This is a genomic window from Streptomyces solitudinis, from assembly GCF_036323765.1.
Lineage (GTDB): Bacteria > Actinomycetota > Actinomycetes > Streptomycetales > Streptomycetaceae > Streptomyces.
Genome location: NZ_JAZDCW010000001.1, coordinates 852198 through 878344 on the forward strand (window position 1 = coordinate 852198; position 26147 = coordinate 878344).

General features: G+C 76.4%; 18 protein-coding genes. 13 read left to right on the top strand and 5 right to left on the bottom strand.

Features of this window, described 5'->3' with window-relative positions:
* Nucleotides 1-12: 12 nt before the first annotated feature.
* On the top strand, nucleotides 13-1410 hold the full coding sequence (locus V1J52_RS03605; protein WP_330138043.1) for a family 2B encapsulin nanocompartment shell protein: 1398 nt from the start codon (nucleotides 13-15) through the stop codon (nucleotides 1408-1410).
* A gap of 96 nt (nucleotides 1411-1506) precedes the next feature.
* On the opposite strand, the gene V1J52_RS03610 is transcribed toward V1J52_RS03605, so the two are convergent.
* The gene (locus tag V1J52_RS03610) at nucleotides 1507-3894 is read right to left on the bottom strand and encodes a phosphoketolase family protein (RefSeq protein WP_330138044.1); all 2388 of its coding nucleotides are present in this window, start codon (nucleotides 3892-3894) and stop codon (nucleotides 1507-1509) included.
* A 131-nt stretch (nucleotides 3895-4025) separates the two neighbouring features.
* Between V1J52_RS03610 and V1J52_RS03615 the strand changes: the two genes are divergently transcribed.
* On the top strand, nucleotides 4026-4475 hold the full coding sequence (locus V1J52_RS03615; RefSeq protein WP_330138045.1) for a Crp/Fnr family transcriptional regulator: 450 nt from the start codon (nucleotides 4026-4028) through the stop codon (nucleotides 4473-4475).
* 162 nt (nucleotides 4476-4637) lie between these two features.
* Here the strand turns inward: V1J52_RS03615 and V1J52_RS03620 are convergent, their stop codons facing one another.
* On the bottom strand, nucleotides 4638-5138 hold the full coding sequence (locus V1J52_RS03620) for a DUF6643 family protein (RefSeq protein ID WP_330138046.1): 501 nt from the start codon (nucleotides 5136-5138) through the stop codon (nucleotides 4638-4640).
* Nucleotides 5139-5378: 240 nt separating this feature from the next.
* Between V1J52_RS03620 and V1J52_RS03625 the strand changes: the two genes are divergently transcribed.
* The 5 genes from V1J52_RS03625 to V1J52_RS03645 all read left to right on the top strand — a co-directional run bounded on the left by V1J52_RS03625 (nucleotide 5379) and on the right by V1J52_RS03645 (nucleotide 9189).
* Complete coding sequence (locus tag V1J52_RS03625) at nucleotides 5379-6647, top strand: TerD family protein (RefSeq protein ID WP_330138047.1); 1269 nt, start codon at nucleotides 5379-5381, stop codon at nucleotides 6645-6647.
* 46 nt (nucleotides 6648-6693) lie between these two features.
* On the top strand, nucleotides 6694-7485 hold the full coding sequence (locus V1J52_RS03630) for a glutamate racemase (protein ID WP_330138048.1): 792 nt from the start codon (nucleotides 6694-6696) through the stop codon (nucleotides 7483-7485).
* A 50-nt stretch (nucleotides 7486-7535) separates the two neighbouring features.
* On the top strand, nucleotides 7536-8090 hold the full coding sequence (locus V1J52_RS03635) for an NUDIX hydrolase (RefSeq protein ID WP_330138049.1): 555 nt from the start codon (nucleotides 7536-7538) through the stop codon (nucleotides 8088-8090).
* Nucleotides 8091-8123: 33 nt separating this feature from the next.
* A complete protein-coding gene (locus V1J52_RS03640) occupies nucleotides 8124-8522 on the top strand; it encodes an ACT domain-containing protein (RefSeq protein ID WP_330138050.1) in 399 nt (132 codons plus the stop codon).
* Between the two features lie 169 nt (nucleotides 8523-8691).
* Entirely contained in the window at nucleotides 8692-9189 is a 498-nt protein-coding gene (locus V1J52_RS03645) for a hypothetical protein (RefSeq protein WP_330138051.1), read from the top strand.
* A gap of 8 nt (nucleotides 9190-9197) precedes the next feature.
* On the opposite strand, the gene V1J52_RS03650 is transcribed toward V1J52_RS03645, so the two are convergent.
* Both V1J52_RS03650 and V1J52_RS03655 read right to left on the bottom strand, forming a co-directional pair.
* Entirely contained in the window at nucleotides 9198-11168 is a 1971-nt protein-coding gene (locus tag V1J52_RS03650; RefSeq protein WP_443075711.1) for an N-acetylmuramoyl-L-alanine amidase, read from the bottom strand.
* Nucleotides 11169-11410: 242 nt separating this feature from the next.
* Nucleotides 11411-12523 (bottom strand): aminoglycoside phosphotransferase family protein, encoded by a 1113-nt coding sequence (locus V1J52_RS03655; protein WP_330138052.1) that lies wholly within the window; start codon nucleotides 12521-12523, stop codon nucleotides 11411-11413.
* A 309-nt stretch (nucleotides 12524-12832) separates the two neighbouring features.
* Here V1J52_RS03655 and V1J52_RS03660 point away from each other — a divergent pair, with 309 nt between their 5' ends.
* Nucleotides 12833-14329: a DNA-binding protein NsdB gene (locus V1J52_RS03660; protein WP_330138053.1), complete on the top strand. Its 1497-nt coding sequence runs from the start codon at nucleotides 12833-12835 to the stop codon at nucleotides 14327-14329.
* Between the two features lie 34 nt (nucleotides 14330-14363).
* Here the strand turns inward: V1J52_RS03660 and V1J52_RS03665 are convergent, their stop codons facing one another.
* Nucleotides 14364-15833: a PP2C family protein-serine/threonine phosphatase gene (locus V1J52_RS03665; RefSeq protein ID WP_330138054.1), complete on the bottom strand. Its 1470-nt coding sequence runs from the start codon at nucleotides 15831-15833 to the stop codon at nucleotides 14364-14366.
* Between the two features lie 276 nt (nucleotides 15834-16109).
* On the opposite strand from V1J52_RS03665, the gene V1J52_RS03670 reads away from it, so the two are divergent.
* The 5 genes from V1J52_RS03670 (at nucleotide 16110) to V1J52_RS03690 (ending at nucleotide 26115) form a co-directional block, all read left to right on the top strand.
* Nucleotides 16110-17609, top strand: a complete 1500-nt coding sequence (locus V1J52_RS03670) for a HEAT repeat domain-containing protein (RefSeq protein WP_330138055.1) — start codon at nucleotides 16110-16112, stop codon at nucleotides 17607-17609.
* 135 nt (nucleotides 17610-17744) lie between these two features.
* Complete coding sequence (locus V1J52_RS03675; protein ID WP_330138056.1) at nucleotides 17745-18869, top strand: glycosyltransferase family 4 protein; 1125 nt, start codon at nucleotides 17745-17747, stop codon at nucleotides 18867-18869.
* 132 nt (nucleotides 18870-19001) lie between these two features.
* Nucleotides 19002-20534, top strand: a complete 1533-nt coding sequence (locus V1J52_RS03680) for a hypothetical protein (protein ID WP_330138057.1) — start codon at nucleotides 19002-19004, stop codon at nucleotides 20532-20534.
* 53 nt (nucleotides 20535-20587) lie between these two features.
* A complete protein-coding gene (locus V1J52_RS03685; protein ID WP_330138058.1) occupies nucleotides 20588-21466 on the top strand; it encodes a hypothetical protein in 879 nt (292 codons plus the stop codon).
* Between the two features lie 65 nt (nucleotides 21467-21531).
* Nucleotides 21532-26115, top strand: a complete 4584-nt coding sequence (locus V1J52_RS03690; RefSeq protein WP_330138059.1) for a hypothetical protein — start codon at nucleotides 21532-21534, stop codon at nucleotides 26113-26115.
* Nucleotides 26116-26147: the final 32 nt, after the last annotated feature.

Sequence of the window (26147 nt, forward strand, 5' to 3'; positions counted from 1 at the left end):
AGCACACCCGGTATGACGACACACCATCCGCCGGCTCCCGGTCCCGGCGCGCAGCCATCGAGCAGCCTCGCCACGGCGGCCGCCCGCCAGCTCGCCACCACCACCAAGACACCACCGCAGAACCAGGGCGTCTCCTCGCGGTGGCTGCTGAGAATCCTCCCGTGGGTACAGGTCTCCGCCGGTACCTTCCGGGTCAACCGCAGGCTCAGCTACACCGTGGGCGACGGGCGCATCGAGTTCCTCGTCAACGGCTCCGACCTGAGCGTCATCCCCGCCCAGCTCACCGAGATCCCCGCACTGCGCGGTTTCGGGGGCACCGAGGAACTGGAGGCGCTGGCCGCCCGGTGCGTGCAGCGGCACTACGGGCCCGGGGACGTCCTCGCCGAGCAGGGCAGCCCCGTCGACGAGCTGCTCATCATCGGCCACGGCAAGGTGACGAAGGTGTCCGCCGGGGCCTACGACGGTGAGAGCCGCCTCGGCGTGCTCGCCGACGGCGAGTGGGCCGGCGAGCACGCGCTGACGGCCGAGCCCGGCACCTGGAGCTGCTCCCTGCGCGCCGTCACCCGGTGCACCGTGCTCGCGCTGCCCCTGCCGGAGTTCCGCGCCGTCGCGGACCGCTCCGAGGCGCTGCGCGGGCACCTGGACGGCTACCTCTCCCGCGCCCTGCCCCGGCAGAACAAGCGGGGCGAGGCCGACATCGCCCTGGCCTCGGGCCACGACGGCGAGCCCGTCCTCCCCGGCACGTTCGTGGACTACGAGACGGCGCCGCGGGAGTACGAGCTGAGCGTCGCGCAGACGGTGCTGCGCGTCCACAGCCGGGTCGCCGACCTCTACAACGAGCCGATGAACCAGGTCGAGGAGCAACTGCGCCTCACCGTGCAGGCGCTGCGGGAGCGCCAGGAGCACCAGATCGTCAACAACCCGGAGTTCGGGCTGCTGCGCAACGTCGATCCGCGGCAACGGATGCACACCAGCTCGGGACCGCCCACGCCGGAGGATCTGGACGAGCTGATCTCGCGGCGCCGCAAGACGCAGTTCCTGCTCGCCCACCCGCAGACCATCGCCGCCATCGGCCGCGAGTGCAGCCGGCGAGGCGTCTACCCGGGCGAGACGGAGGCCGCCGGCAGCACCGTCCGCAGCTGGCGCGGGATTCCCCTGCTGCCGTGCAACAAGATCCCCGTCAGCCCCGCTCGTACCAGCTCCGTCCTGGCGCTGCGGGTGGGCCAGGAGAACCAGGGTGTGGTGGGCCTGCACCAGACCGGCATCCCGGACGAGCTCGAACCCGGCCTCAACGCCCGGTTCATGGGCATCGATGACAAGGCGGTGATCTCCTACCTGGTGAGCGCCTACTTCTCGGCCGCGGTGCTGGTGCCCGACGCCCTCGGTGTGCTGGAACACGTGGAGCTGTGACGTCCCGGCGATGAGGAGGGGGAGTGGGGCGGGGGAAGCAGGGGCGGCGGGCCGGTGCCCGCCGTCCCGCTCCGCGGCCCGGGGCCGGCCCCGCGTTCACACCTTCGTGTCGCTCCAGCGCCAGCCGGTGACCTCCGGCAGATCGGTTCCGTGCGCGCGGACCCAGTCGTGATGCCGGTTCCGGACGTCCGCCATCGCCTGCCGGACGGTACCGGCCCGGGCGGCGAGCCCCGGCACCCGGTCGATCACGTCCATGACCAGCCGGTAGCGGTCCATCCCGTTGCGGACGAGCATGTCGAAAGGCGTGGTGGTCGCCCCCGACTCCCGGTAGCCGTGCACGTGGAACCGCTCGTGGGCGTCCCTGCCGTGCGTCAGCCGGTGGATGAGCCACGGATAGCCGTGGTAGGCGAACACCACCGGCCGCTCCTCGGTGAACAGTGAGCCGAACTCCGTCCCGGTCATTCCGTGCGGATGGCGGTCGGCGGGCATCAGCCGGGCGAGGTCCACGACGTTCACCACGCGCACCGCCAGCCCGGGCAGCCACCGGCGCAGCAGCGACGCGGCGGCCAGCGTCTCCTCGGTGGGCACGTCCCCGGCGCAGGCGAGGACGACGTCCGGCTCCCGTTCGCCGGTCTCGGTGCCGGCCCACTCCCAGATGCCCGCACCGCGCGCAGTGTGGTCCCGGGCGTCCTCCAGCCCCAGCCAGTCGAAGCGGGTCTGCTTCCCGGCGACGACGAGGTTCAGCACGTCCGTGGAGCGCAGGACCCGGTCGGCCACGCACAGGGTGGTGTTGGCGTCCGGCGGCAGGTACACCCGCACCACCTCGGGGCTCTTGGTGAGCACGTGGTCCACGAAGCCCGGGTCCTGGTGCGAGAAGCCGTTGTGGTCCTGCCGCCAGGCGTGGGAGGTCAGCAGGTACGTGAAGGAGGCGACCGGTGCCCGCCACGGCACCTCGCGGGCGCTGTGGAGCCACTTCGCGTACTGCGTGGCCATGTCGGCGACCACGCCCGCGAACGCCTCGTAGGTGGCGAACACCCCGTGCCGCCCGGTGAGCACGTACCCCTCCAGCCAGCCCTGGCACAGGTGCTCCGAGAGCACCTCCATCGCGCGGCCGTGGTGCCCCAGGTGTTCGTCGCTGTCCCGCGAGCCGCCCTGCCAGGCGCGCTCGGTCACCTCGTACACCGCGCCCAGGTGGTTGGAGTCCATCTCGTCGGGGGAGAGCACCCGGAAGTCCCGCCGGTCCTCCGTCGCGGCCAGCACGTCCCGCAGGAGGCCGCCCAGCACCCGGGTGGGCTCGTGCGAACCGGCTCCGGGCTCACCTGCGGGCACGGCGTGGTCCGCCAGGTCCGGCAGGGGCAGGGTGCGGCGCAGCCGCCCGCCGTTGGCGTGCGGGTTCGCGCCCAGCCGCAGCTCGCCGTCCGGCACCCAGGCCGTCACCTCGGGGTGCGGCCGGCCGGCGGCGTCGAACAGCTCGTGCGGGCGGTAGGAGCGCAGCCAGCCCTCCAGTTCCGCCAGGCGCTTTGGGTCGTCGCGGACGCCGGACAGCGGGATCTGGTGGGAGCGCCAGGTGTCCTCCACCGGCTGCCCGTCCACGGCGCGCGGGCCGGTCCAGCCCTTCGGCGTCCGCAGGACGATCGCGGGCCAGCGCGGCCGGGTACGGTCTCCCTCGGCGCGCGCCGCCTGCTGGAGGGCACGGATGCGGTCCAGGGCCGTGTCCATCGCCCCGGCCATGGCGCGGTGGACCTCGCCGGGGTCGCTGTCGGGCGTCGCGGTGACGAACAGCGGGTCGTGCCCGTAGCCGCGCAGCAGCCCGGCCAGTTCCTCCTCCGGGATGCGGGAGAGCACCGCGGGGTTGGCGATCTTGTAGCCGTTCAGGTGCAGCACCGGCAGCACGGCCCCGTCGTGCACCGGGTCGAGGAACTTGTTCGAGTGCCAGGCGGCGGCCAGCGGCCCCGTCTCCGCCTCGCCGTCCCCGATCACGCAGACCGACAGCAGGTCCGGGTTGTCGTAGGCGGCGCCGTAGGCGTGGGAGAGGGAGTGCCCCAGCTCGCCCCCCTCCTGGAGGGAGCCGGGCACCGCGGGACCGGTGTGGCTCCCGAGGCCGCCGGGGTGTGAGAACTGGTGGAACAGGTGCCCCATCCCGGCCTCGTCCCGCGCCGCGTCCGGGTTCAGCTCCCCGAACGTGCCCTCCAGCCACGCGCCGGCCAGCACGGCCGCCGCCCCGTGCCCCGGGCCCCACACGCACACCGTCTGCTGCCCGCGTTCGGTGATCACCCGGTTGAGGTGCGTGTACACCAGGCCGAGCCCCGGACACGTGCCCCAGTGGCCCAGCAGCCGGGGCTTGACGTGCTCGGGCCGCAGCTCCGTGCGCAGCAGCGGATTGCCGGTCAGGTAGAGCTGTCCCGCGGCGAGGTAGTTCAGCGCCCGCCAGTGTGCGTCGAGCTGCTGGCAGCCACGTTCGGTGAGAGGATGGGAGTTCGTCATGCGGCCCTCCGGCCAGGGTCGGCGACTAAGGCGGTCCACCCAGCGGGTTTCCGTCCAGCGGCCGGTCACACTCGTGCCGGGCCCCGGAGACGGAGCCCGGGAGGGCCGGCCGACGGGCGAGGAGGTCAGCGATGCGCACCATGACCGGACTGCTCGGTTCGCTCCCCCCGGGCCACAGCGACCGCCTGCGGGAGCTGGGCCGGCCGGTGTCCTTCCCGGCCGGAGCGCGGATCTTCGAAGAGGGCGCGCGGGCCGACCGCTTCTGGATCATCCATACCGGCTCCGTCACCCTCGACCAGCGCATCCCCGGCCGCCAGCCGCAGGCGGTGGAGACGGTCGGGCACGGCGAGCTGCTGGGATGGTCCTGGCTGTTCAGGCCGTACAGCTGGCACATGGGCGCGGAGGCGGGCAGCCCGGTGCGGGCCCTGGAGTTCGACGCGGCCGAGGTACGGCGGCTGTGCGAGGAGGACCACGAGCTGGGCTACGCCCTCGCCCTGGCCGTCGGCGAGATCATCTCGCACCGGCTGCAACGCTCGCGCAGCCGCCTCATCGAGGCGTTCGGGCCGCACGGCACCGCGTGAGGTCCGCGCGGCCCAGGACCGGTACCGCTTCGACCCCGCAGCCGGGTCCGTACCGTCCCCCCGGACGGACCGGCTGCGTGGTCAGCGACCGCGGGCCGGGCGCGGCGAGCCGCACCCCGCCACCGGACGGGGCGCCGCGTGCCGGTGCGGCACCGGGCGGTGTCAGTAACCGGGCGCCGGATGCTGGCGGCCGTAGGGGTCGTCGTAGCCGCCGTAGGGCGTCTGCGCCGGCGCCGGCATCGGCCGCGGGGCGGCGGGCCGGGGCGCCACCGGACGCATCTGCTGCGGCTGCGGCTGCTGCGGATGGGCGTACGGCGCGGGAGCCGGCGCGGCCGGCTGCGGCACGCCGTAGCCGCGCTCGCCGGTGTTCTGCTGCGGGACGTAGGGCGCCGGTGCCTGGTACGGCGGCGGTGCCTGCGGCGTCGGCTGCGGATAGCCGTAGCCCCGGGGCGCTGGGGACGGGGCACCCGGTCCGGCGGAGAGCGCCGGGAGGGCGGCGGGGAGCGCGGGCAGCTGGCTGCCGCTCTCGTAGGCGGACGGAACGCGGATGGGCGCGATCTGCGGGGTACCGCGCTCGGCCACGAGGCTGTCGTAGATCGGGGTGTCAGCGAAGGACGGCGCGGCGTAGTAGCCACCGCCGTACGTGCTGCGGGGGGAGGTCATGCTCCATAAGTTAAGCCGAAGATGTGCCGGATGAGGAGCCCGGCTAGGGGGTCATTTCGCGTACAGCGAGTGACTGGCATTCGCCAATGCGGGCGAACAAGGAGAAAACGGTCTGCCATACCCGTTGAGATGTTGTAAAGGGGGCGTTCTCAGCAGTAGTTCGGGGCCGCGCGGGCCCGTCGGAGTACGTTGGGCGGGCTGGACGGCCCACACACGCCCCGATGACATGGAGAAGCCCGCATGACGATGAGCAAGGGAACGAACGTCGCGCTGCCCACCACAGCCCTGCGCGTGGAGACGGGCTGGAACACGGGCGCGGGCGGGCCCGACGTGGACGCCTCGGCCCTGCTGCTCAGCTCCGGCACGGTCCGCTCCGACGCTGACTTCGTCTTCTACAACCAGCCCGCGCACGCCTCGAACGCGGTCCGTCACGAAGGCAAGGCGCGGGCGGACGGTGCGGGCGGCACGGTCACCGAGCGCATCGGTGTCGACCTGGCCGCCGTGGAGGCCGAAGTGGAGACGGTCGTGATCGCCGCCTCCGCCGACGGCGGCACGTTCGGCCAGGTCTCCGGGCTGCACGTCCGCGTCCTGGACGCCGCTGACGGCACCGAACTGGCCCGCTTCGACAGCACGGACGCCACCGGGGAGACCGCCTTCGTCCTCGGCGAGCTGTACCGGCGGCAGGGCGGCTGGAAGTTCCGCGCGGTGGGCCAGGGATACGACAGCGGACTCGCCGGTCTCGCCACCGACTTCGGCATCACGGTCGAACAGCCGCAGCCCGCCCCTGCCGCGCAGCCCGCTCCCGCCGCACCGCCGGCCCCGGCCGTTCCCGCCCCCGCCGCGCAGCCCGTCCCGGCGGCGCCGGTGCGGCTGACCAAGGTCACGCTCACCAAGGAGTCGCCGCGCGTCTCCCTGGCCAAGCAGGGCGGCACCTCCGGCACCCTGCGCGTCAACCTCAACTGGGAGCAGGCGTCGGGCAAGCAGAACTCCGGATGGACGGGCCGCCTCAGCCGGGCCCTCGCCCAGTCCTCGGGCCCCGATCTCGACCTGTGCGCCCTCTACGAACTCGCCGACGGCCGCAAGGGCGTGGTGCAGGCCCTGGGCAACGCCTTCGGGGCCCTGCGCCAGCCGCCCTACATCCACCTGGACGGCGACGACCGCACCGGCGCGCAGGCGACCGGCGAGAACCTGAGCATCAGCCTCGACCACGCCGACCAGCTGCGCCGCGTCCTCGTCTTCGTCACCGTCTACGAGGGCGCCCGCAGTTTCGCCGGGCTCAACGCCACCGTCACCCTCAGCCCGCAGCACGGCGCGCCGGTGGAGTTCTTCCTCGACGAGTGCACCGTGCCCTCCACGGTCTGCGCGCTGGCGCTGCTCACCCAGCAGAACGGGGAACTGGTCGTCCAGCGCGAGGCGCGCTACCTGGTGCCCGACCGGGGCGTGAGCCCGCAGCGGACCGTGGACGCCGCCTACGGCTGGGGCATGCAGTGGACGCCGGGCCGCAAGTGAGGCCGGCGGGCGGCACCGGGCAACGGGGGCCGCGTACCCTTTGCGCGTGAAGATCGCGCTCGTCGACTCCGGAATCGGGCTGCTCGCCGCCGCCGCGGCGGTGCGGCGGCGGCGGCCCGACGCCGGGCTCATCCTGTCCTCGGACCCGGACGGCATGCCGTGGGGCCCGCGCGGTCCCGGGGACATCGCCGCCCGGGCGCTCGCCTGCGCCAGGGCGGCCGTGCGACTGCGCCCCGACGCGCTGATCGTCGCCTGCAACACGGCCTCCGTCCACGCGCTGCCCGCGCTGCGCGCCGAACTGGAGCCCGCGGTGCCGGTCATCGGGACCGTGCCCGCCGTCAAACCGGCCGCCGCCGACGGCGGTCCGGTCGCCGTGTGGGCCACGCCCGCCACGACCGGCAGTCCCTACCAGCGCCGCCTGATCACCGACCACGCCGCCGGGGTGGAGGTCACCGAGGTGCCCTGCCACGGGCTCGCCGACGCCGTCGAGCGCGGCGACGAGACGGCCGTCGACGCCGCCGTGGAGGCCGCCGCGGCCCTTACTCCGGCGGGAGTGCGGACCGTCGTACTCGGCTGCACCCACTACGAACTGGTCGCCGGCCGCATCGCGGAGGCGCTGCGCGGCGCCGGAGCGGCCCGGCCGGTCCTGCGCGGCTCGGCGGACGCCGTCGCCGCGCAGGCGCTCCGCCGGCTCGGAGCCGCCGCGGCCCCGGGGACCGCACCGGCCGGCGGTTCCCCGAAGCTGGCCGTCCTGCACGGCGGACGTCCCGCGGCGCTGGGCGCGGCGGCGCTCGGGTACGCCGAAGGGCGGCTGCTGGCGGCGCTGAGCTCCGCCTGAACCGCCGCTTCGCGGACCGCGGGCCGACGCTCCCGGCTACGCTCGCCCGCATGGCGACCCCCGACTACATCCGCGAACTGCGCGCCACCGTGGGCCGGCGTCTGCTGTTCCTGCCCGGCGTCACCGCGATCGTCCACGACGAGGCCGGACGCGTGCTGCTCGGGCGCCGGGCGGACACCGGCCGCTGGGCGGTGATCGGCGGCATCTGCGAGCCGGGCGAGCAGCCCGCCGAGACGGCCGTGCGGGAGGTCTTCGAGGAGACCGGGGTGCGCTGCGTCGCCGAGCAGGTCGTCCTCGTGGAGACGCGGGAGCCCGTCCGCTACCCCAACGGTGACGTGTGCCAGTTCCTCGACATCACGTTCCGCTGCCGTGCCCTGCCCGGCAGTGCCGCGGACGCCCGGGTCAACGACGACGAGTCGCTGGAGGTGGGCTGGTTCGCGCCCGGCGCGCTGCCCGACCTGGAGCCGTTCGGGATCGTCCGGATCGAACGGGCGGCCGAGGGCGGCCCCACCGGGTTCGTGCCCGCCCCGGCCGCCGCCGCCCCGGAGGCCGCCGACGGCCGGCCCCGGGTGCCGTCGGGCCCCGGGCAACGCGGGGACGGATAGCGGGCGCGCCCCGGGCGGCATAGGGTGGGCGGCGTGTCAGGCGAACGTGACCTCACGAAACTCCTCAGCGGCATGCGGCCCGACCTGCGGCAGGGCCCGTACGTGTTCACCACCGTGACGGGACCGGCGCCCGTGGGGCTGCACCCCGTGGTGACGGTGGCCGAGGACGAGGGGACGACCCTGGTCCTGCCGCGCTCCGAGGCGGACGCCGCGGGGCTGCCCTACGACTACGTCGCCGGGTGGATCACCCTGCGCGTCCATTCGGCGCTGGCGGCCGTGGGCCTGTCGGCGGCCGTTACCACGGCGCTCGCCGAGGCGGGGATCAGCTGCAACGTGGTCGCGGGCCACCACCACGACCACCTGTTCGTGCCCTACGAGGTGGCGTCGGTGGCCGTCGCCACCCTGGAGGACCTGGCCCGCCGGGCGGGCTAGCCGGCCGGGCGGGCCGGGCCCGTCGCCGTCCGCCGCCGAGGGGGCACCGGCCCGCGGCCCGCGGGGGCGCGTGCGCCCGGGAACCGGCCGCCGTGCGGACCGCCGGGGCGGGGAGGCGGAGGGGGAGCCCTTCGGCGACAGTGCCCGGCGCTCCGCGTACCATTGCTCCATGTCCTTCCTCCGCCGCCGCAGCGCCGCCTCGCCCGCCGGGCCGGACTTCGACGTCCTCGCCATGGACCCCGGTGACTGGCCGGGCAACCTGGGCGCCGGGCTGCTGCCCGCCCCGGACGGCAGCTGCCAGGGTGTCTTCCTGCGCTACGACCTCTTCGGCGGCCGCGGACCGGCCATGATCATCGGCAACCTCCCGGAGGGCTCGCCCGCCCGGGAGACCGCCGACGACGAGGTGCCCTTCGAGGTGGCGCAGCTCCTCGCGGCCCTGGAGACGGACGAGCCGGTGCACGTCACCGGCACCGAGGACTGCCCGGTCATGCACGACGGCAACCTGCTGATCGTCCGCCGCGTCACCTGCTCCGAAGGGCGCATCGCCTGCGTCCAGTTCGACCGCAGCGACGGCGTGCTCGTCACCATCGCCAGCTGGGACCGGCCGATCACCGACGACCTCTACCAGCTCCTCAAGCCGCTGCCCGCCGAGCTGTTCCAGGGCTGACCCGCGCGTCACCGCCCCCCGGTGGCCCGCACGTCGGCGGCGCGCACGAACGCCGTGCGGTGCCCGAACTGGATCTGCCAGTACGCCTCCCCCCGGACGAGCACGTGCCCCGCCGGGTCGAACGTGGTGGCCCGGTAGTACTCGCCGGGCGTCCGCGGCCCCGCCGTGTACCGCTGGCCCGCCGGCAGCCGGTACGGCAGCGGGGAGACGTCCTGCACCGGCACGCCCTCGGGGTAGGCGCCCGCCTCCGGGTACGCCCGCCCGTACACCGGCACCGACGCGAGGCCCGGCCGCGGGGTGACCGTCCGCCCGGCGGCGGGTACGGCCGTCGGCCGGTCCGCCGGATCGTGGAACCACGCCTTGCCGCCCAGGTACCACACGGCCGTCCAGTCGCCGCGCCGTTCGGCCACCGCGTACCGCTGCCCGGTCGAGGCCCGGGCGCCGGTGTCGTTGACGCCCGTCGTCGACTCCCCGCCGTCCGGCCGCAGCCCCGCGTCGCGCACCAGCGGCGCCCGCGCGTCCGGCGCGGTATGCAGCCGGACGGCGCCCGAGCCGTGCGGCGGGCAGGGCGAGGCGGTGCCGTCGCACCGGGTGTAGCCGGGACGGTGGGTGTTGTAGTCCGGCCGGATGGTCACCTGCCCGGCTCCGCCCTCCGGCGCGGGACCGAGCGGCGCGCCGAGGAGGTCGAAGTAGTGGGACCAGTCCCAGTACGGCCCCGGATCGGTGTGCATCCCCGGGATGTGCGCGGCGGTGCCCCCGGGGACGTTGTCGTGCCCGATGATGTGCTGCCGGTCCAGCGGGATGCCGTACCGCCCGGCCAGGTACCGCACCAGGCGGGCGGAGGCCCGGTACATGGCCTCCGTGTACCAGGCGTCCGGCGCGGTGAGGAACCCCTCGTGCTCCAGCCCGACGGACTTGGTGTTGACGAACCAGTTGCCCGCGTGCCAGGCGACGTCCTTGGTCGGCACGTGCTGGGCGACGTGCCCGTCGGAGGAGCGCAGCGTGTAGTGCCAGGAGACGTACCGCGGGTCCTGCACGAGGGACAGGGCGCCCTCCCAGTAGCCCTCGACGTCGTGGATGACGATGTACTCGATCCGCTGCGAGCGCGGACGGTCGGCCTTGTCGTGGTTGCCGTAGTCGGTGCCGCCGTCCGGCGTCCGGTACTCCTCGTAGGGCGCCGGCACCCACGCGCAGGAGATGCCGCGCGGACACTCGGGGGACGCCGCCGCGCGGGCGTCCGGCCCGGGCGCCCGCAGCCGTCCGCGGCCGGGCCGCAGCCCGGGGGCGGGCGGCAGTTCCACGCGCTGCCCGCTGTCCGTGGTGCGCCGGGCGCCTTTTCGCAGGACGGCGTACACCTCGTCGGCGAAGGCGGTGGCCGCGCGGACCTCCCCGGCACCGGCCGGGCGGCCCGGGGACGCGGGCAGCGACCCGGTGTAGCGCGCCACGGCCCCGTACCAGCGGGCCGGGTCGGGGCTCGGCGGCTGCCCCAGTTCCCGCTGGGCCGCGGCGAGCAGCGCCGCGCCGCCGTGCACGTTCGCCGCAGGGTCGGTGCGCAGCCGCCCGGGGGCGATGCCGGTGAGCCGCGCGGCCCGCTCCAGGGTGCGCAGCCGCTCGGGCGGCGTGCGTACGTCCGGCGCCAGGCCGGCCACCGTCCGGGCGGGCCTGGCGGTGTCGCCGCGCGGGTCCTCGGACCCGTGGCCGTGGTGCGGCGCCGGTGTGGCCAGCGCCGAACGGACGTCCGTCAGGTGCAGGGGGCCGTAGCCGCCGGACACGCTGGGCGCCCCGGCGTGCTGGTCCCAGCGGGTCTGGAGGTAGGAGACGCCGAGCAGCACCTGTTCCGGCACCCCGTGCTGCCGGGCGGCGGCGCGGAACGCCGCCTGGAGCGTGCGGTCCGGGGGTACGTCCGGGCCCGGCGGGGCGGCCGACACCAGCGCCGTCAGGAGTGATCCCGCGGCCACCGCGACGGCGCACCGGCGCAGGGCCCGGCGCGTCCGCCGCTTCCGGCTGCGGACGGTCCGCCGCCCGGCTGCGGAGGCGGCACCGGCGGTCGCGGCGGCGGGAGCGGTACCGGACACGGCGGCCTCCTCGGGTGACGGACCCGGGGCGGGCCGACGCACCAGGGGTATCCGGTCCGTGACCGTGCGTCAACCATCACGGCCGTCCCGTCCGGCAGCGGCCCGTGCCCGGTCCGGGCCCCGCTCCCGGGCGGGCGGGGCCGTCGTCAGCGGGTGCCCACCACCGCCCGTACGGCCCGGCGCGCCAGGCCCACGTCGTCGTGCAGCCGTCGCAGGAGGAGCCGTTGCTCCTCACCCGGCGCCGGAGCGCCCGCCGGTCCGCCCGGCGCCGGGGCCGGTTCGCGCATGGCGCGCTGCACCGCCGTCTCGCAGGTGCGGATCTCCCGGGTCAGGACGAGCATCAGGTTCACCAGGAAGGCGGCCTGCGCGGCCGGGCCCTTGGCCTGCGCCGCGAGGCTGATCTGCCGCCGGGCCAGGGGGGCGTCGCCCAGGACCGACCACAGGGTGGCGAGGTCGTGGCCCGGCAGGTACCAGCCGGCGTGCTCCCAGTCGAGCAGGACCGGACCGGTCGGTGCCAGCAGCACGTTGGCGGGCAGGGCGTCGCCGTGGCAGAACTGCCACCCCGGCCCCTGGCCGCCGCCGGAGTGCACCGCGTCGTGCAGCAGCTTGCGCAGGTCCCCCATGTCCCGGTCGGTCAGCAGCCCCAGCTCGTGGTAGCGCGCCAGCCGGACGCCGTAGTCCAGCGGGCGGTCGAACAGGCCGGGCGGCGGCTGCCAGGCGTTGAGCCGGGCCAGCGCGCCCAGCACCGCCCGCACGTCCGTCCCCGGCGGCGGCTTCACCGGGTGGCGCTGCAACGCGGCCGGCCGGCCGGGCATCCGCTCGATGACGAGCGTGCAGCTGTCCGGGTCGGCGGCGACGAGCCGGGGCGTCCGCACGGGCGGCCGGTGCCGGACGAACGTCCGGTACACCCCTATCTCCTGCCGGTACCGCTCGACCCACGCGGGGGAGTGGTCCAGCAGGCACTTGGCGACCACCGGCGTGCGGCCGATGGAGCCCGCCAGCAGAGCCGAACGTCCGCTGCGCCGCAGCACCTGGACCGGGTGGAAGTCGGGGCAGACCCGGTGCACCAGCGAGAGGGCGGCGCGCAGGCGCGCCCCGTGCGGGCCCGACAGGTCCAGCCTGCCGCTGTGCGGCTGCCGGGCGCCGAGGACGGCCGTCCCGCGCGTCCGGTACGGCCCCCCCGCCGCCGGGGCGGTGGCGAAGCCCTGCGGCACCCGGTTCCGGGGCGGGGCGGACACGGGGGACGTTGGGTGATACATGGGCGAGCCAGATCCCTTCGTGTGCCGACAAGGTCACGCGCGGCCCCCGCCCGGCCGACGGGCCGGTACGGCACCCTGGGGAGTGCCGGTGGCGGCCAGGGCGGGTCCTGTGGTCAGGTCGGCCGGTCGGTCCCGGCCGGCCGGCCGGACGCGCCCTCGCGGGCGACCGGGCCGGGGCGGCGCCTTTCTACATGACACCCGGACGCGGGTGGCACACCATCTGGCGGACCCTGGCGAACCCTGGCGAATACTCGCCGCCCCCCGGAGTGACGGTTACTGTCGACTCAGCCGAGAACCTGGGGGCTTGACGTGAACAAGGGACCCAACACCCGTCTCGCGGAGTTGTTCGAGCTGACCGGCTGGTCCAAGGGCGAACTCGCCCGGATGGTCAACCGGCACGCGGCGGCCACGGGCCACCCGCAGCTCGCGACCGACACCTCGCGGGTACGGCGCTGGATCGACATGGGGGAGACCCCGCGCGATCCGGTGCCCAGGGTGCTGGCCTCGCTGTTCACCGAGCGACTCGGCCGTGTCGTGACCATCGAGGACCTCGGGGTCGGCAGGTCGGGGCAGGCAGCCCGGCGGCAGTCCGTCGGCGGACTGCCGTGGGCACCCGACCGGACGGCCGCGGTCCTCACCGAATTCACGGGAATGGACCTCATGCTCAACCGACGCGGCTTGGTGGGCGCGGGTGCCGCGCTCACCGCGGGATCAGCGCTCCACACCTCACTGCACGACTGGCTGCTCACCGAGACGGCCCCGCACACACCCGGCACGCACGCCTCCTTCCTGTCCGCCACCGACCCCGCCGGTTTGGACGCCTACGAGGCACCTCCCGTGGGATCGGAGGAGATCGAGGCGCTGGAACACTCCGTCGAGATCTTCCGGGCCTGGGACGCGCGCCGGGGCGGCGGACTCCAGCGCAAGGCCGTCGTGGGCCAGCTCAACGAGGTGGGCGGCATGCTCGCCGTGCACCACCCCCCGCACCTGGAACGGCGGCTGTGGAGCGTGGCGGCCAACCTCGCGGTGCTGGCCGGGTGGATGTCCCACGACGTCGGCCTGGAACCGACCGCCCAGAAGTACTTCGTCATCGCCGTGCACGCCGCCAGGGAGGGCGGCGACCGGCCCCGGGCGGGGGAGGCGCTGTCCCGGGCGGCCCGCCAGATGGTCCACCTCGGCCGCCCCGGGGACGCGCTGGACCTGATGAAACTCGCCCGCGCCGGGTCGGGCGAGGAGACCCTGCCGCGCACCCGCGCCATGCTGCACACCGTGGAGGCGTGGGCCCAGGCGTCGCTGGGCCGGGGCCAGGCGGTCCGGCGTACGCTCGGCGAGGCCGAGGAGCTGTTCGCCTCCGACCGCGGTGACGTGCCACCCCCCAGCTGGATGCAGAGCTTCGACGCGGCCGACCTGCACGGCATGGAGGCGCTGGCGTTCCGCACCCTGGCCGAGCACGACGCCTCGGCGGCCGCCTCGGCCGAGTACCACGCCAAGCGGGCGCTGACCCTGCGTGGCGAGGGGTTCCAGCGCTCCCAGACCTTCGACTACATCTCCCTCGCCTCGGCGTGCTTCCTCGCCGACGACCCGGAGCAGGCCGACACCTACGCCCGGCTGGCCCTGGTCTCCGTGCGGGAGAACAGCTCGCACCGCACCTGGGACCGGCTGCGCGAGATGTACCGGCTGACCGCGCGGTACTCCGGCTCCCCGCGGATCGACAGCCTGCGCGAGGAGTTGCGGGAGGCCCTGCCCAAGGCGCCCCGCCCGTCCCGGACCGGCCCGGTCACGAGCCCGAAGCACCTCAGGGTGTGAACGCGCGGGCCGGCGCCTGGGTGTGCCGACGTGCTCACACGCTCGCGCGCACCCGGGCGACGAGGGCGCAGGCGTCGTCCTCCCGGTCCGCCTCGCCGAACTCCTCCACCACGGCGCGGACGCACTCCTGCGCGGTGCGCGCCGCCGCGAAGCGGGGCGCCAGGCGCAGCAGCGGTTCGGTGCCGGGGGGCACGTCCGGTGGCACCCGGCCGTCGCGCGTCACCAGCCCGTCGGTGTGCAGGACCAGGAGGTCCCCGGGCGCCAGGTGCTCGGTGTGCTGCCCGTACGCGGCGCCGGTGGTGGCGCCCAGCAGGACGCCCTCGGGCGGCGGGAGCCGGCGGCCCTCGCCCGCGCGGTAGAGCAGCGGTGCGGGGTGCCCGGCCTGGGCCCAGGTCAGCGTGTGCCCGTCCGGCTCGTAACGGCAGCACACGGCGCTGCCCAGCGCGGGCTGGGCGGCGCCGTCGAGCAACTGGTTGAGATGGCCCATCAGGGCGCCGGGGCCGAGGCCCGCGAGCGCCATGCCGCGGACGGCGCCCAGCAGCATCGCCATGCCCGACGTGGCCTCCACGCCGTGCCCGGTGAGGTCCCCGACGGTCAGCAGCGTGGCCCCGTCGGGGAGTTCCAGCGCGTCGTACCAGGTGCCGCCGACCAGGGCGCTGGAGGCCGAGGGCAGGTAGTGCGCCGCCAGTTCGAGTCCGCCGGCGGGCAGCCCCGGCCCCGTCAGGCGCTGGGCGCCGCGCCACGGCGGCAGCACCGCCTCCTGGAGCTCCACCGCGAGGCGCCGCTCGGTGTGCGCCAGGTGCCGCTGCTGCCGCACCAGGTCACGGCTCTCCCGGGCGGTACGCTCGCTGCGGCGCAGGGCGCTCACGTCCCGCAGCACCGCCCACATCGACGCCGTCCGGCCGCCGCCGTCGAGCACGGGTTCGCCCTGCATGTGCAGCGTGCGGACCGAGCCGTCGTCCCGCAGGATGCGGAACTCGCCGTCGATGGGCTTGCCGTCCACCAGGCAGTCGGTGACGGCCTCCATCATCCACAGCTGGTCGTCGGGCAGGAGCCAGGTGGGCAGCTCGTCCAGGGAGAGCGGCCCCTCTTCGACCGTACGTCCGAAGATGGCGTACAGCTCCGGGGACCACTGCACCTCGTCGGTGAGGAAGTCCCACTCCGCGCTGCCGACGCGTCCGGGCACCTCGGACGGGCGGGGCGGCGCCGGGGCGGCCTGCCCGGCGGGCGCCGGCCCCCCCTCGCCGGGCAGGCCGTCGCGCAACTGGTCCAGCCGGCTGCCCAGATCGTCCAGGTGGCGGGCGGCCAGCTCGACCAGGGCCCGCTGCCAGCGGGCATGCGGATCGGTCATGCGGTCCCCGTCGTCCACCGCCGCCTCGCGACGCACCGCGTCCACGCCGCCGCGCAGGCTGCGGGTCTGCGAGATGAGCGCGTCCAGGGCACCGGCGGGGCCGTGGGCGGACGGTGGAACGGCCGGGCCGTCCGCGAAGGGGTGGGAGGGCATCGCGTACTCCGATACGGGCAGTGAGCGGTGTGCGCCGGGCAACAGTCGGGGTGACGACTCTTGCACAGCCCGCGACGGCCCGTAAGGGATTCCGCAACACCCGATACGGTGGTGCCGCGGGCACGTGCCTGCGGCACCGCCCCGCCCTGGCGGAACGCCGGGTTCCCAGTAGGCTGCGCGTCGTCCGCGGCCCGGAGGGACAGGAATGGACCCCGCCGCGCCCGGCAAGAAGCCCGGCAGCGGAAATCCCGTTGCCAGTCCCATACCCCGCACCGGATGCTGACCCCTATGTTCGCGGAAAATCTCGGCCAATACGTCGATCCAGACATAGCGCCCAGCGGCACGCTGCTCGGGCTGCTGCAGCGCGGCCGTGGTGACGGCACGCTGCACGCGCTGGCGGCACCGCGTGCCGAGGCCCTCGCCGCACTGCACCACTGCCTGGCGAACGACCCGCGCCGCGACTGGCAGGTCGAGCACCGCTCCCTCTACTACGCACGCCTGCACCGGGACCTGAACGCCGGCCTCGACGCGGTCGAGGCACACCTGTTCGCCCCGCAGGACCAGGTCGACACCCGGCCCGAGCGCACCGGCCTGGCGCTGTCGGTGCTCGGCCACCTCTCCTCCTACGGCGACCTGCGCGCCCTGCGGCTGCTGCGCCGCTACGCCGCACGGGGCGCCAACTGGCAGTGGGCCCTGGACGAGCTGGCCGTCCGGGACGACGACGCCGCCCTGCGGCGGCTGGGCCCCGCCGTGCTCGCCCGCTTCCCCCGCACCCCCGAGGGCGAAGCCGAGCTGGCGACCGCCCTGCGCGACGCCTTCGAACCACGCCCGTGGCGGCTGTGGAGCGAGGACCGGCGCCGCCCCGAACAGGGCGAACGCCTCGCCCGGGCCCAGGAGCAGCACGCCTTCGACCGCTGGTCGCGGCAGCTGCGCTCGGCCGGACCGCGTCCTGGATGGTGCGTGCGGGAAGTCCTGGCCTGGGCACAGGAGACCCCGCAGCCCCCGCCGGGCCACGACCCCGCCGCGTACGACGCCGAACAGGCCCGCCAGCAGCGCGAGGCGGCCGCCGCCCGGTGCCTGGCCGCCGTCGCCGGGCCCGAGGACCGTCCCGCGCTGCTGGACGCCGCCCGCGGCGGCCCGGACGCCGCCCGCGCCGTGGCGCTGCACCACCTCGCCGAGCGCGCCGACCCCGAAGCGCTCCTTCTCATCGACGAGGCCGTCACCACCGGCCCGGCCGCCGTCGCCGACGCCGCACGGGCGGCGTTCGGCCGGATGCGCGGCCCCGCCGCCCTGGAGCGGGCCCGCCGCTGGGCCGCCCGCGACGACGCGCTGGGCGCCGAGGCGGCGGCCATGCTCGCCTGCCGGGGCGGACAGGAGGACGCCGGGGCCGTGCTCGCCGCGCTGCGGCGCACGGTGCGCGCCCAGGGGTGCGACAGCGACGCGCTGTGGCCGCTGGTCGACGGCGCCGGGCGGCTGGCCATCGCCTGCGCCGCGCCCGTCCTGCGCCACCTCTACCGGGAGACGACCTCCTCGCAGCTCCGCGGCCGCGCCGCGCGGGCGCTGGCCGCCACCGACCCGTCCTTCGCCGCGTCCTTCGCCATCGAGTGCCTGTGGGACTGCGAGGAGACCACCCGCGAGATCGCCGCCCGCTCCGCCACCACCGGCGACGACCGCGTCGTCGAACGGCTGCGCAACCTCGCCGCCGACCCCGCCGAGGAGGCCGGCGTGCAGAGCGCGGTGCGCGGGCGCCTGGACACGGGCCGCCAGCCCGGCTGAGGCACCCGCCCGGCCGCGCGGTCCGCACCGGGCGGTGCGCCGCACGCACCGCCGGGGCAAGCGCTCACGGGCCGTTCGGCTCCCGGCCACCCGCCCGCGACCACGGGCACGCCCGGGGCGGCGAGGTATCACGGCATGAGAGTCACGCTCATCACCGAGTCCTACCCGCCCGACGTCAACGGCGTGGCGCACTGCGCCTGGCAGACCGCCCGCCACCTCGCCGCCCGCGGCCACGAGCCGCAGGTCATCGCCCCCGCGCCGCCTCCCGGCAGCCGGCTGCCCGGCGCGCAGCCGGTGCCCGTCGTCGCCATCCCGTCCCTGCCGCTGCCCGGCTACCCGCAGGTCCGCGTCGCCGTGCCGAGCCGGCGGCTCGCGGCCGCGCTGGCCGACCACCGGCCCGACGTCGTGCACCTGGCGAGCCCGTTCGTGCTGGGCGTGCGCGGCATGGCCGCCGCCGCCCGTGCCGGACGTCCCACCGTCGCCGTCTACCAGACCGATCTGGCCGGGTACGCCCGCACCTACCTCGGCGCCGGGGAGGCCGCCGCCTGGCGCCGCATCCGGGCCGTGCACAGCGCGGCCGACCGCACCCTCGCCCCCTCCACGGCCGCCGCGGCCGACCTGCGCGACCACCGCGTGCCCCGGGTGCACCTGTGGCCGCGCGGCGTGGACACCTCCCGCTTCGGCCCCGCCCGCCGCGACCCCGCGCTGCGCGCCACCCTGGCCGCCGAGGGCGAACTGCTGGTGGGCTACGTCGGCCGGCTCGCCCCGGAGAAGCAGGTGGCGCTCCTGGCCGGAACCGGCAGGCTCCCGGGGGTGCGGCTCGTCGTGGTCGGCGACGGGCCCAGCGAGCCGGCGCTGCGCGCCGCCCTCCCGCACGCCCGGTTCCTCGGCCGCCGCACCGGCGACGAACTGGCCCGCCTCTACGCCAGCCTGGACGTCTTCGTGCACACCGGCCCGTTCGAGACGTTCTGCCAGACCGTGCAGGAGGCGCAGGCCAGCGGCGTCGCGGTCGTCGCACCCGCCGCCGGCGGGCCGCTCGACCTGATCGACCACGGCCGCACCGGGCTGCTCGTGCCGCCCGGCGACGCGACCGCCGTCCGCGAGGCGGTGCGCGCCCTGCGCGACGACCCCGGGCGGCGCGCGCTGCTCGCGGCCGCCGGACGCGCCGCCGTCGCCGACCGCACCTGGGAGGCCGTGGGAGACCGGCTGCTGGAGCACTACGCCCAGGTGCTGGACGCGCGCGGGGCCGTCCTCGCCTGAACTGCCCGCCCCCGGCGGGCCCTGGCGCCCCGGCCGCGTCGCGGTCCGGCCGCCGGGCCGCCGGGCCGCCGCGGGGGCCCGGGCGGACGGCCGTGGCGGGCGGTGTCGGTGGCGGCGCATACCCTGTCCGTCGTGAGTTCCGCCGTATCCGCCCACCCCGCGACGGGGCAGGCCACCGCCCGCCCGGCCCCGGGCCCCGCAGCCGACGAGGGCCTGTCCCGCCGGCTGCGCGCCCTCGCCTGCACCGCGCCGCTGCACGACCTGGACGCGCGCAAGGCCAACCTCTCCGGCGAGTACGGCGCCTACGCCATGGCCGAGGTCGCGCTCGCGGCCATCGACCTCGTCACCCTCCAGATGGACTTCGACACCGGAGCCGACCACGAGGACGTCGTCACGCGGCTGCTGCCCCGGGTCGCCGCCCAGGCACCGGGGCGGCCCGCCGCCGAGCACGAGCGGGTGGCCCGCTGGGTGCTGGAGAACCTGATCAACGTCGGCAGCGTCGACCGGGGCTTCCGTGCCGTCTACGGCACCTTCGCGCCCGACGGCGCCTACGTCCGCCGCGACTACGACTTCAAACTCCTGGAGGAGGTGCCCGGCCCCGGGGGCCGGGTCTACCTGCGCACCACGGACGAGGCGGTCAACGTCCTCGTCGGCGCGCTGGACACCGACGTCACCAGCGCCCAGATCGCCGCCGAGGTCAAGCTGGAGGTCCTCGTCAGCCGCGGCCGGCTCGCAGACGCCCAGCTCGCCGCCGAACAGGCCCGCTACCGCACCGTGCAGTACGCCGAGACGCTGCGCCGCACCCTGGAGGCCACCCGGCGCAACGTCCGCGCCGTGGACTGGCTGCACGCCGTGCCCGACCTCATCACCGAGGCCCTGGACCACGTCGCCGACCGCTACCGGCACGAGAACGCCATCCTCACCAACATCCGCCGCGCACGGGACGAGACGGGCGAGGAGAAGCACCCCGACCACAAGCTGCGCGCCGCCGAGCTGGTCGACATCGTCAAGGACTGCATCCGCCGCCACACCCAGCTCCAGTCCCGCCTGCTGGAGGCCGGGCCGCTGTTCCGCGCCGAGCAGGACCGCCAGGCGTTCGCCCCGCCCGCCGCCCGCGCCGGGCTCGACCTGTACGGGCAGCTCCTCGCCCCGCTGCTGCCCGAACCGGTGGAGCGGGCCAGCCGGGTCACCGACGCGTTCTTCGCCCGCGGCACCGGGCTGCGCACACCCGGCGCCGTCCGCCTGGGGGACCTCACCGAGCTGCTGCTCACCCCGCCGGCGCCCCGCGAACACCTGGGCGCCGAGATGCCCGAGCCCGACCTCGTGGCCACGCCCGACGACAGCCGCTTCAGCGAGGAGCAACTGGCCGCCGCCACCGAGCTGCTGCGGCTCCCGCCCGACGCGCCGCGCCGCCTGTCCGGGCTGCTCACCGAGGCGCGCCGCCGCGATCCGGAACTGCCCTACCTCGTCGCCCTGCTCGCCGTCCACGCCGCCAGCCCCCCGGTGGGCACCGCCTACCGGCAGGGCGAGCGGCAGCTACTGTTCGCCGTGGACGACGGCACCGAGCTGGACGACCCGGAGTTCGGCGGCGCCGACCTCGTCGTCGGCACCGCCCTGCTGGACGCCGCCTCCATGGCGGCCGCCCGCAGCGAGGCGGCACCGTGACCGCCCCCGGCACCCCGCACGCACCGCAACCGCACCACCGAGGAGCCACCGCCGTGTCCGACTACGGCACCGAGCCGGACCCGCAGCCGGCCGCGGAACGCCCCGCCGCGGCCCTCACCCCGGCCGACGCCGCCGACGCCGCCCGGCTGGTCTCCTTCGGCCTCCAGCCCAAGCTGGCGCCCGCCCGCGACGCCGACTACGCCGGACTGCTGCGCCGCTACCGTGAGGAGCCGCCCTTCGCGCGGCTCGCCGACGCCGTCGCCACCGGGCTCGGCCTGGTGGTCCTGGAGGTCTCCCCGCGCGCGGGCATGGCCGTGACCGCCGCGGAGGACTCCGTCTTCGCCGTCCGCATGGGCGACTACGCCAAGCGGGCCGCCACCGACGCCACCGACCGCTTCCTGCACGGCCTCGCCCACCTCGCCACCGCCGCCCTCGCCTTCCCGCGCCCCGAGGACCTCGCGGACGACGGCTACATCGGCCGGGTCTCCGTCAACGGCGTGGACGCCTTCGTGCGCCAGGCGTGCCGGAGGCTGGAGGAACGCGCCGCCGAGCAGGGCGAGAACACCGACCCCGCCAGCGACGCGCCGGGCCTGGAGGCGGCCTGGCGGGTCTACGCCCGGCGCAGCGCCACCGGCGCCACCAAGGACGCGCGGCGGCTGGCCGGCTCCACGACCGGCATCGTCGGCAAGGCCGTCGCCTTCCTGGTGGACTCCGGCTTCCTCCAGCGCACCGGCGACGAGGGCGGCGGCACCTTCCGCACCACCGCCCGCTACCAGCTCCAGGTCCGCGACATGGCCGGCAGCGCAGCCCTCGCCGAACTGCTGGACCTGGGCATCGTCCCCGTCAGCGACGGCAGCGGCACCCTGCTGCCTCCCGCGGACGACGACGGCGCCGAGCTGGCGGACGGCGCCGGGCTGCCCTTCCACTCCTGACCCCGCCGCCCCGCCCCGACCCCGTCCCCCCCCTTCCCGCCCCGCACGCCGACGAGAGTTCCGCCATGTACGAGCTGTCCCGCATCCGTCTGTACTCCATCGGCCCCGCCGGTGCGCGCTACGCCGACACCGTGCTGGACCTGCGCGGAGTGGGGGAGCCCGTGCCCAGCCCCGCCCCCGCCCAGGCGGACTTCTTCGAGGACGAGCCCACCGGGCCGCCCCGCCGCCCCGCCCCGGCCGGGGTGCTGTTCCTGGAGAACGGCGGCGGCAAGTCGGTACTGCTCAAACTGATCTTCTCCGTCATGCTGCCCGGCCACCGCAACACCCTCGGCGGCGCCAGCTCGGGCGTGCTGCGCAAGTTCCTCCTCGCCGACGACACCGGGCACGTCGCCCTGGAGTGGCAGCACACCCTCACCGGCGAGTCCGTCGTCGTCGGCAAGGTCAGCGAGTGGCGCGGTCGGCAGGTCGCCAGCGACCCGCGCAAGTTCGCCGAAGCCTGGTACTCCTTCCGCCCCGGCCCGGGCATGACGCTGGACTCCCTGCCCGTCGCCGAGTCCACCGCGCTGCGGGCGAGCGCCGAGGGCGCCTCCGCGGCCAGGGGCCGCCGCCGCACCATGAAGGGTTTCCGGGACGTCCTGACCGAGAACGGCAGGGCCTACCCCAACCTGGACGTCGTCTGGGAGGAGGTCCACGACCGCTGGAAGGAACACCTCGACGGCATCGGGCTCGACCCCGAACTGTTCCGCTACCAGCGCGAGATGAACGCCGACGAGGGCGAGGCCGCCGGTCTGTTCGCCGTCAAGAACGACGCCGACTTCACCGACCTCCTGCTGCGCGCCGTCACCGACACCCGGGACACCGACGGCCTCGCCGACCTCGTCCACGGCTTCGCCCACAAACTGGGCCGCCGCGCCGAACTGACCGCCGAACGGGACTTCACCGCCGGATCGCTCGACCTCCTCACCCGCATCGCCGAGGCCGCCGCCGACCGCGACCGGGCCCGCGCCGTCCACGCCGGAGCCGAACAGCGCACCCGCGCCCTGGCCGCCCGGCTCGCCGTGCGCGGCCGTGAGGAGCGGGGCAGGGCCGCGGAACTGGCCGAGCGCACCGACCGGGCCGCCGACGCCGTCACCGCTGCCGAGGGCGCCCGGTCCCGCGCGGCGGCCGTCGCCGCCGAACTCGCCTACCGGCACGCCTCACTCGCACTGGCCGCCGCCGAGAAGTCCGCCGGGGCGCAGCGCAGGGAACTGTCCGACGCCCGCACGCTGCACGCCGCATGGCAGGCCGCCGAGACGGTGCTGCGGCACCGCGCCGCCGCCGACCGCGCCGCCCGCTCCGCCGCCGCCATCCGGGAGGCCGAACGGGACGCCGCCCCGGCGCTCGCCGCCCGCGCCAAGGCCGCGCACGCCCTCGTCCGGGCCCTGCACGCCGCAGCCGGCGACGCCGAGGCGCAGGCGGCCACGGGGGAGGAGCGCTCGGCCGCCCTCCAGGAGGCGGCCGAGGCCGCGCACCGCGAGGCCACCGCCGCCGCCACCGACGCGCAGCGGGCCCGCAGCGAGAGCGAGCACCTGCGCGAACGGCTGGCCGAGGTCGAGCGGGAGACCGCCGAGGCGGTACGGGCCGGCTGGCTCGCACAGGCGTCGGCCGACACCGACCCCGTCCGGGCCGCGCTGGCCGCCGGCGACGCCGAACGGGAGGCCACCGCCGCCTGGGACGCCGCCCGGGAGACCGCCCGCCGCGCCGCCGAGCGCGAACGCGACACGGCGGCCGAGCTGGCCCGCACCGAACTGGCCGCCGCCCGGGCCGCCGACGCCGCCCGCGCCGCGGAGGCCGCTCTGGCCGCCGAGCGCGCCACCGCCGAAGCCCTCGGCGCGGAACCCGGCGTGGTCGCGCTCCTGGGCACCGGCACGCCGCCCACCGCGGCCGAACTCGACCGGGCCGCGGACAGCCTGCGGGAGATGCTCGACCAGCGCGTCGCCGACGCCGAACGGCGGCTGTTCGACCTGCGCACCGCCGCCGCGGACGACACCCGCATGCTCGCCGCCCTCGGCGACGGCGGACTGCTGCCGCCCGGCCCCGACGTCCTGGCCACCGTCGAGTACCTGGGCGAGCACGGCATCCCGGCCCTGCCCGGCTGGCGCTACCTCGCCCAGGCGGTCGACCCGGCCGACCACGCCGCTGTCCTGGCCGCCCGCCCCGAACTGGTGGACGGGGTCGTCATCACCGACGCCGGCAGCCACGCCAGGGCACGCGAGGTGCTGGCCGCCGCCGCGCTGCTGCCGCGCTCGGCGGTCGCCGTCGGCACCGCCGCCGCGCTGCTCGCCCCCGCCGCCGCGGCCGGCGCGGGCAGCGGCGTCTTCCTCGTGCCGCCCAACCCGGCCATGCACGACGAGCAGGCCGCCGACGGGGAGCGCCACGCCCTGCGCGAGAGGGCCGCCGTCCGCGACGAGGAGATCCGCGCCCTGGCCGCCCGGCTCGCCCAGTACCGCACCCTGACCGCCCGGCTGGCCTCCTGGCGCACCGGGTGCCCGCCGGGCCGCCTCGCGGAGCTGACCGCCGCCGCCGCCTCGGCCGGTGAGGCGGCCGCGGAGGCCGTGGACCGGCACACCGAGGCCACCGCCGCCCGCGCCGAGGCCCAGCAGGCCGCCGCCGAGGCCGTCGCGGCGCGGGACGCCCGCCAGGAGACCGCCCAGCGCGCACGCCGTTCCGCCGACGCGCTGGCCGGGCTCGCCTTCCGGCTGCGCGAGCGGGCGGCGTGGCAGGCCCGGCTGCGCGAGCTGTCCGACGAGGCCGCCGACGCCCTCACGCGGGCCGCCGAGCGCGTGGAAGCGGCCAGGGCCGCCGACGAGGACCGCCGCGCCGCCCAGCGGGCCGCCGACGACGCCCACCGCACCGCCCGTGCGCTGCGCGCCGAGCGTGCCGAGATCGCCGGCGTCCCCGGAGAACTGCCGGACGCGGACGACGGCACCAAAGCGGGGGACCGCACCGAGCCCGCCGCCTCCCTCCCCGCGCTGCGGGAGGCGTACCGCTCGGCCTCGCAGCTCTACGACAAGGTCGGCGTCGGCGCCGACCTGCGCGCCGAGCAGGCCCGGGCCGAGAGCGACGAGAGCGCGGCGCTCGCCGGACTGGACCGGCTCACCCACAAGGTCCGCACCCGCGCCGCCCAGCTCCTCCAGACCGCCGACGGCGCCGACGGCCCCTCCCGCCAGGCCGCCGCCGCCCGGGCCGAGGAGCGGGTCCAGATGCTGGAGGCCCGCGCGGCGACGGCCAGTGAGCAGCTCGGCCGCCTGCGAGGGGAGGCGGAACGCCTCGCCCCGCAGGACGGAGCGGCCCACGCGGCCCTCCCCGAGGACCGGGTGCCCGGTGACGCCGAGCAGGCCCAGACCCTGCTGCGGGCCGCCGGCACCGAACTGGCCGGGCACACCGACGCGCTCCAGTCCGCCCGCACCGCCCACGAGGAGCTGCGCCACGCCCACCGCGCCGCCGAGGACGCGGCCGCGGCCTTCGAGGAGACCGCCGCCCTCCTGCGTGACCTGCTCCGCGACCCGCCGCACGCCGAGGACGGGCAGGAGCGGCCCGATCCCTACCCCGGCAGCGCGGCACAGGCCCGCGAGGCCGCCGCCGAGGCCCGCCGCTCCCTGCGCGGCTGCGCCGCCGACCTCTCCGCCGCCGAGACGGCCGTCCGCGAGGCGGGCGACGTGCTCGTGCGGCACGCCAACTCCGTGCGCTACGAACCGGTCCGCACCCCGGCGCGGCAGCAGATCAGGGAGCTGCCCGCCGCCGCCCTGCCCGAGCACGCCGCGGCCTGGGCGGAGGCGTTCGCCCCCCGGCTGCGCGTCCTCACCGACGAGCTGCGGCAGCTGGAACGCAACCGGGACAGCATCGTGGACCGGCTGCGCGGGCTCACCGAGTCGGCGCTCGCCACGCTCCGCTCCGCCCAGCGGCTGTCCCGGCTGCCCGAGGGGCTGGGGGAGTGGTCGGGCCAGGAGTTCCTGCGCATCCGCTTCGACGACCCCGACCAGGCCACCCTCACCGAACGGCTCGGGGAGGTCATCGACGAGGCGACCCGCGCCGCCGTCCGCAAGAACAGCGACCTGCGCCGGGACGGCATGACGCTGCTGCTGCGCGGCGTGCACGCGGCCCTCCAGCCGCGCGGGGTCAGCGTGGAGATCCTCAAGCCGGACGCCGTCCTGCGCGCCGAGCGGGTGCCCGTCGGGCAGATGGGTGACGTCTTCTCCGGCGGCCAGCTCCTGACCGCGGCCATCGCCCTCTACTGCACGATGGCCGCCCTGCGCAGCAACGACCGCGGCCGCGACAAGCACCGGCACGCCGGCACGCTGTTCCTGGACAACCCCATCGGCCGCGCCAACGCCACCTACCTGCTGGAGCTCCAGCGGGCGGTCGCCGACGCGCTCGGTGTGCAGCTCCTCTACACCACCGGCCTGTTCGACACGACCGCGCTCGCCGAGTTCCCCCTGGTGATCCGGCTGCGCAACGACGCGGACCTGCGCGCGGGCCTGAAGTACATCAGCGTGGAGGAGCACCTGCGCCCCGGCCTCCCCGGGCCCGCCCCCGGCGACACGGAGGAGGCCGTCCACGGCCAGATCACCGCCACCCGCATGTACCGCCGCCCCCCGGACCGCCCCTGACGGCGCCCCGGGGCCCCGGCCCCCCGGCCCGC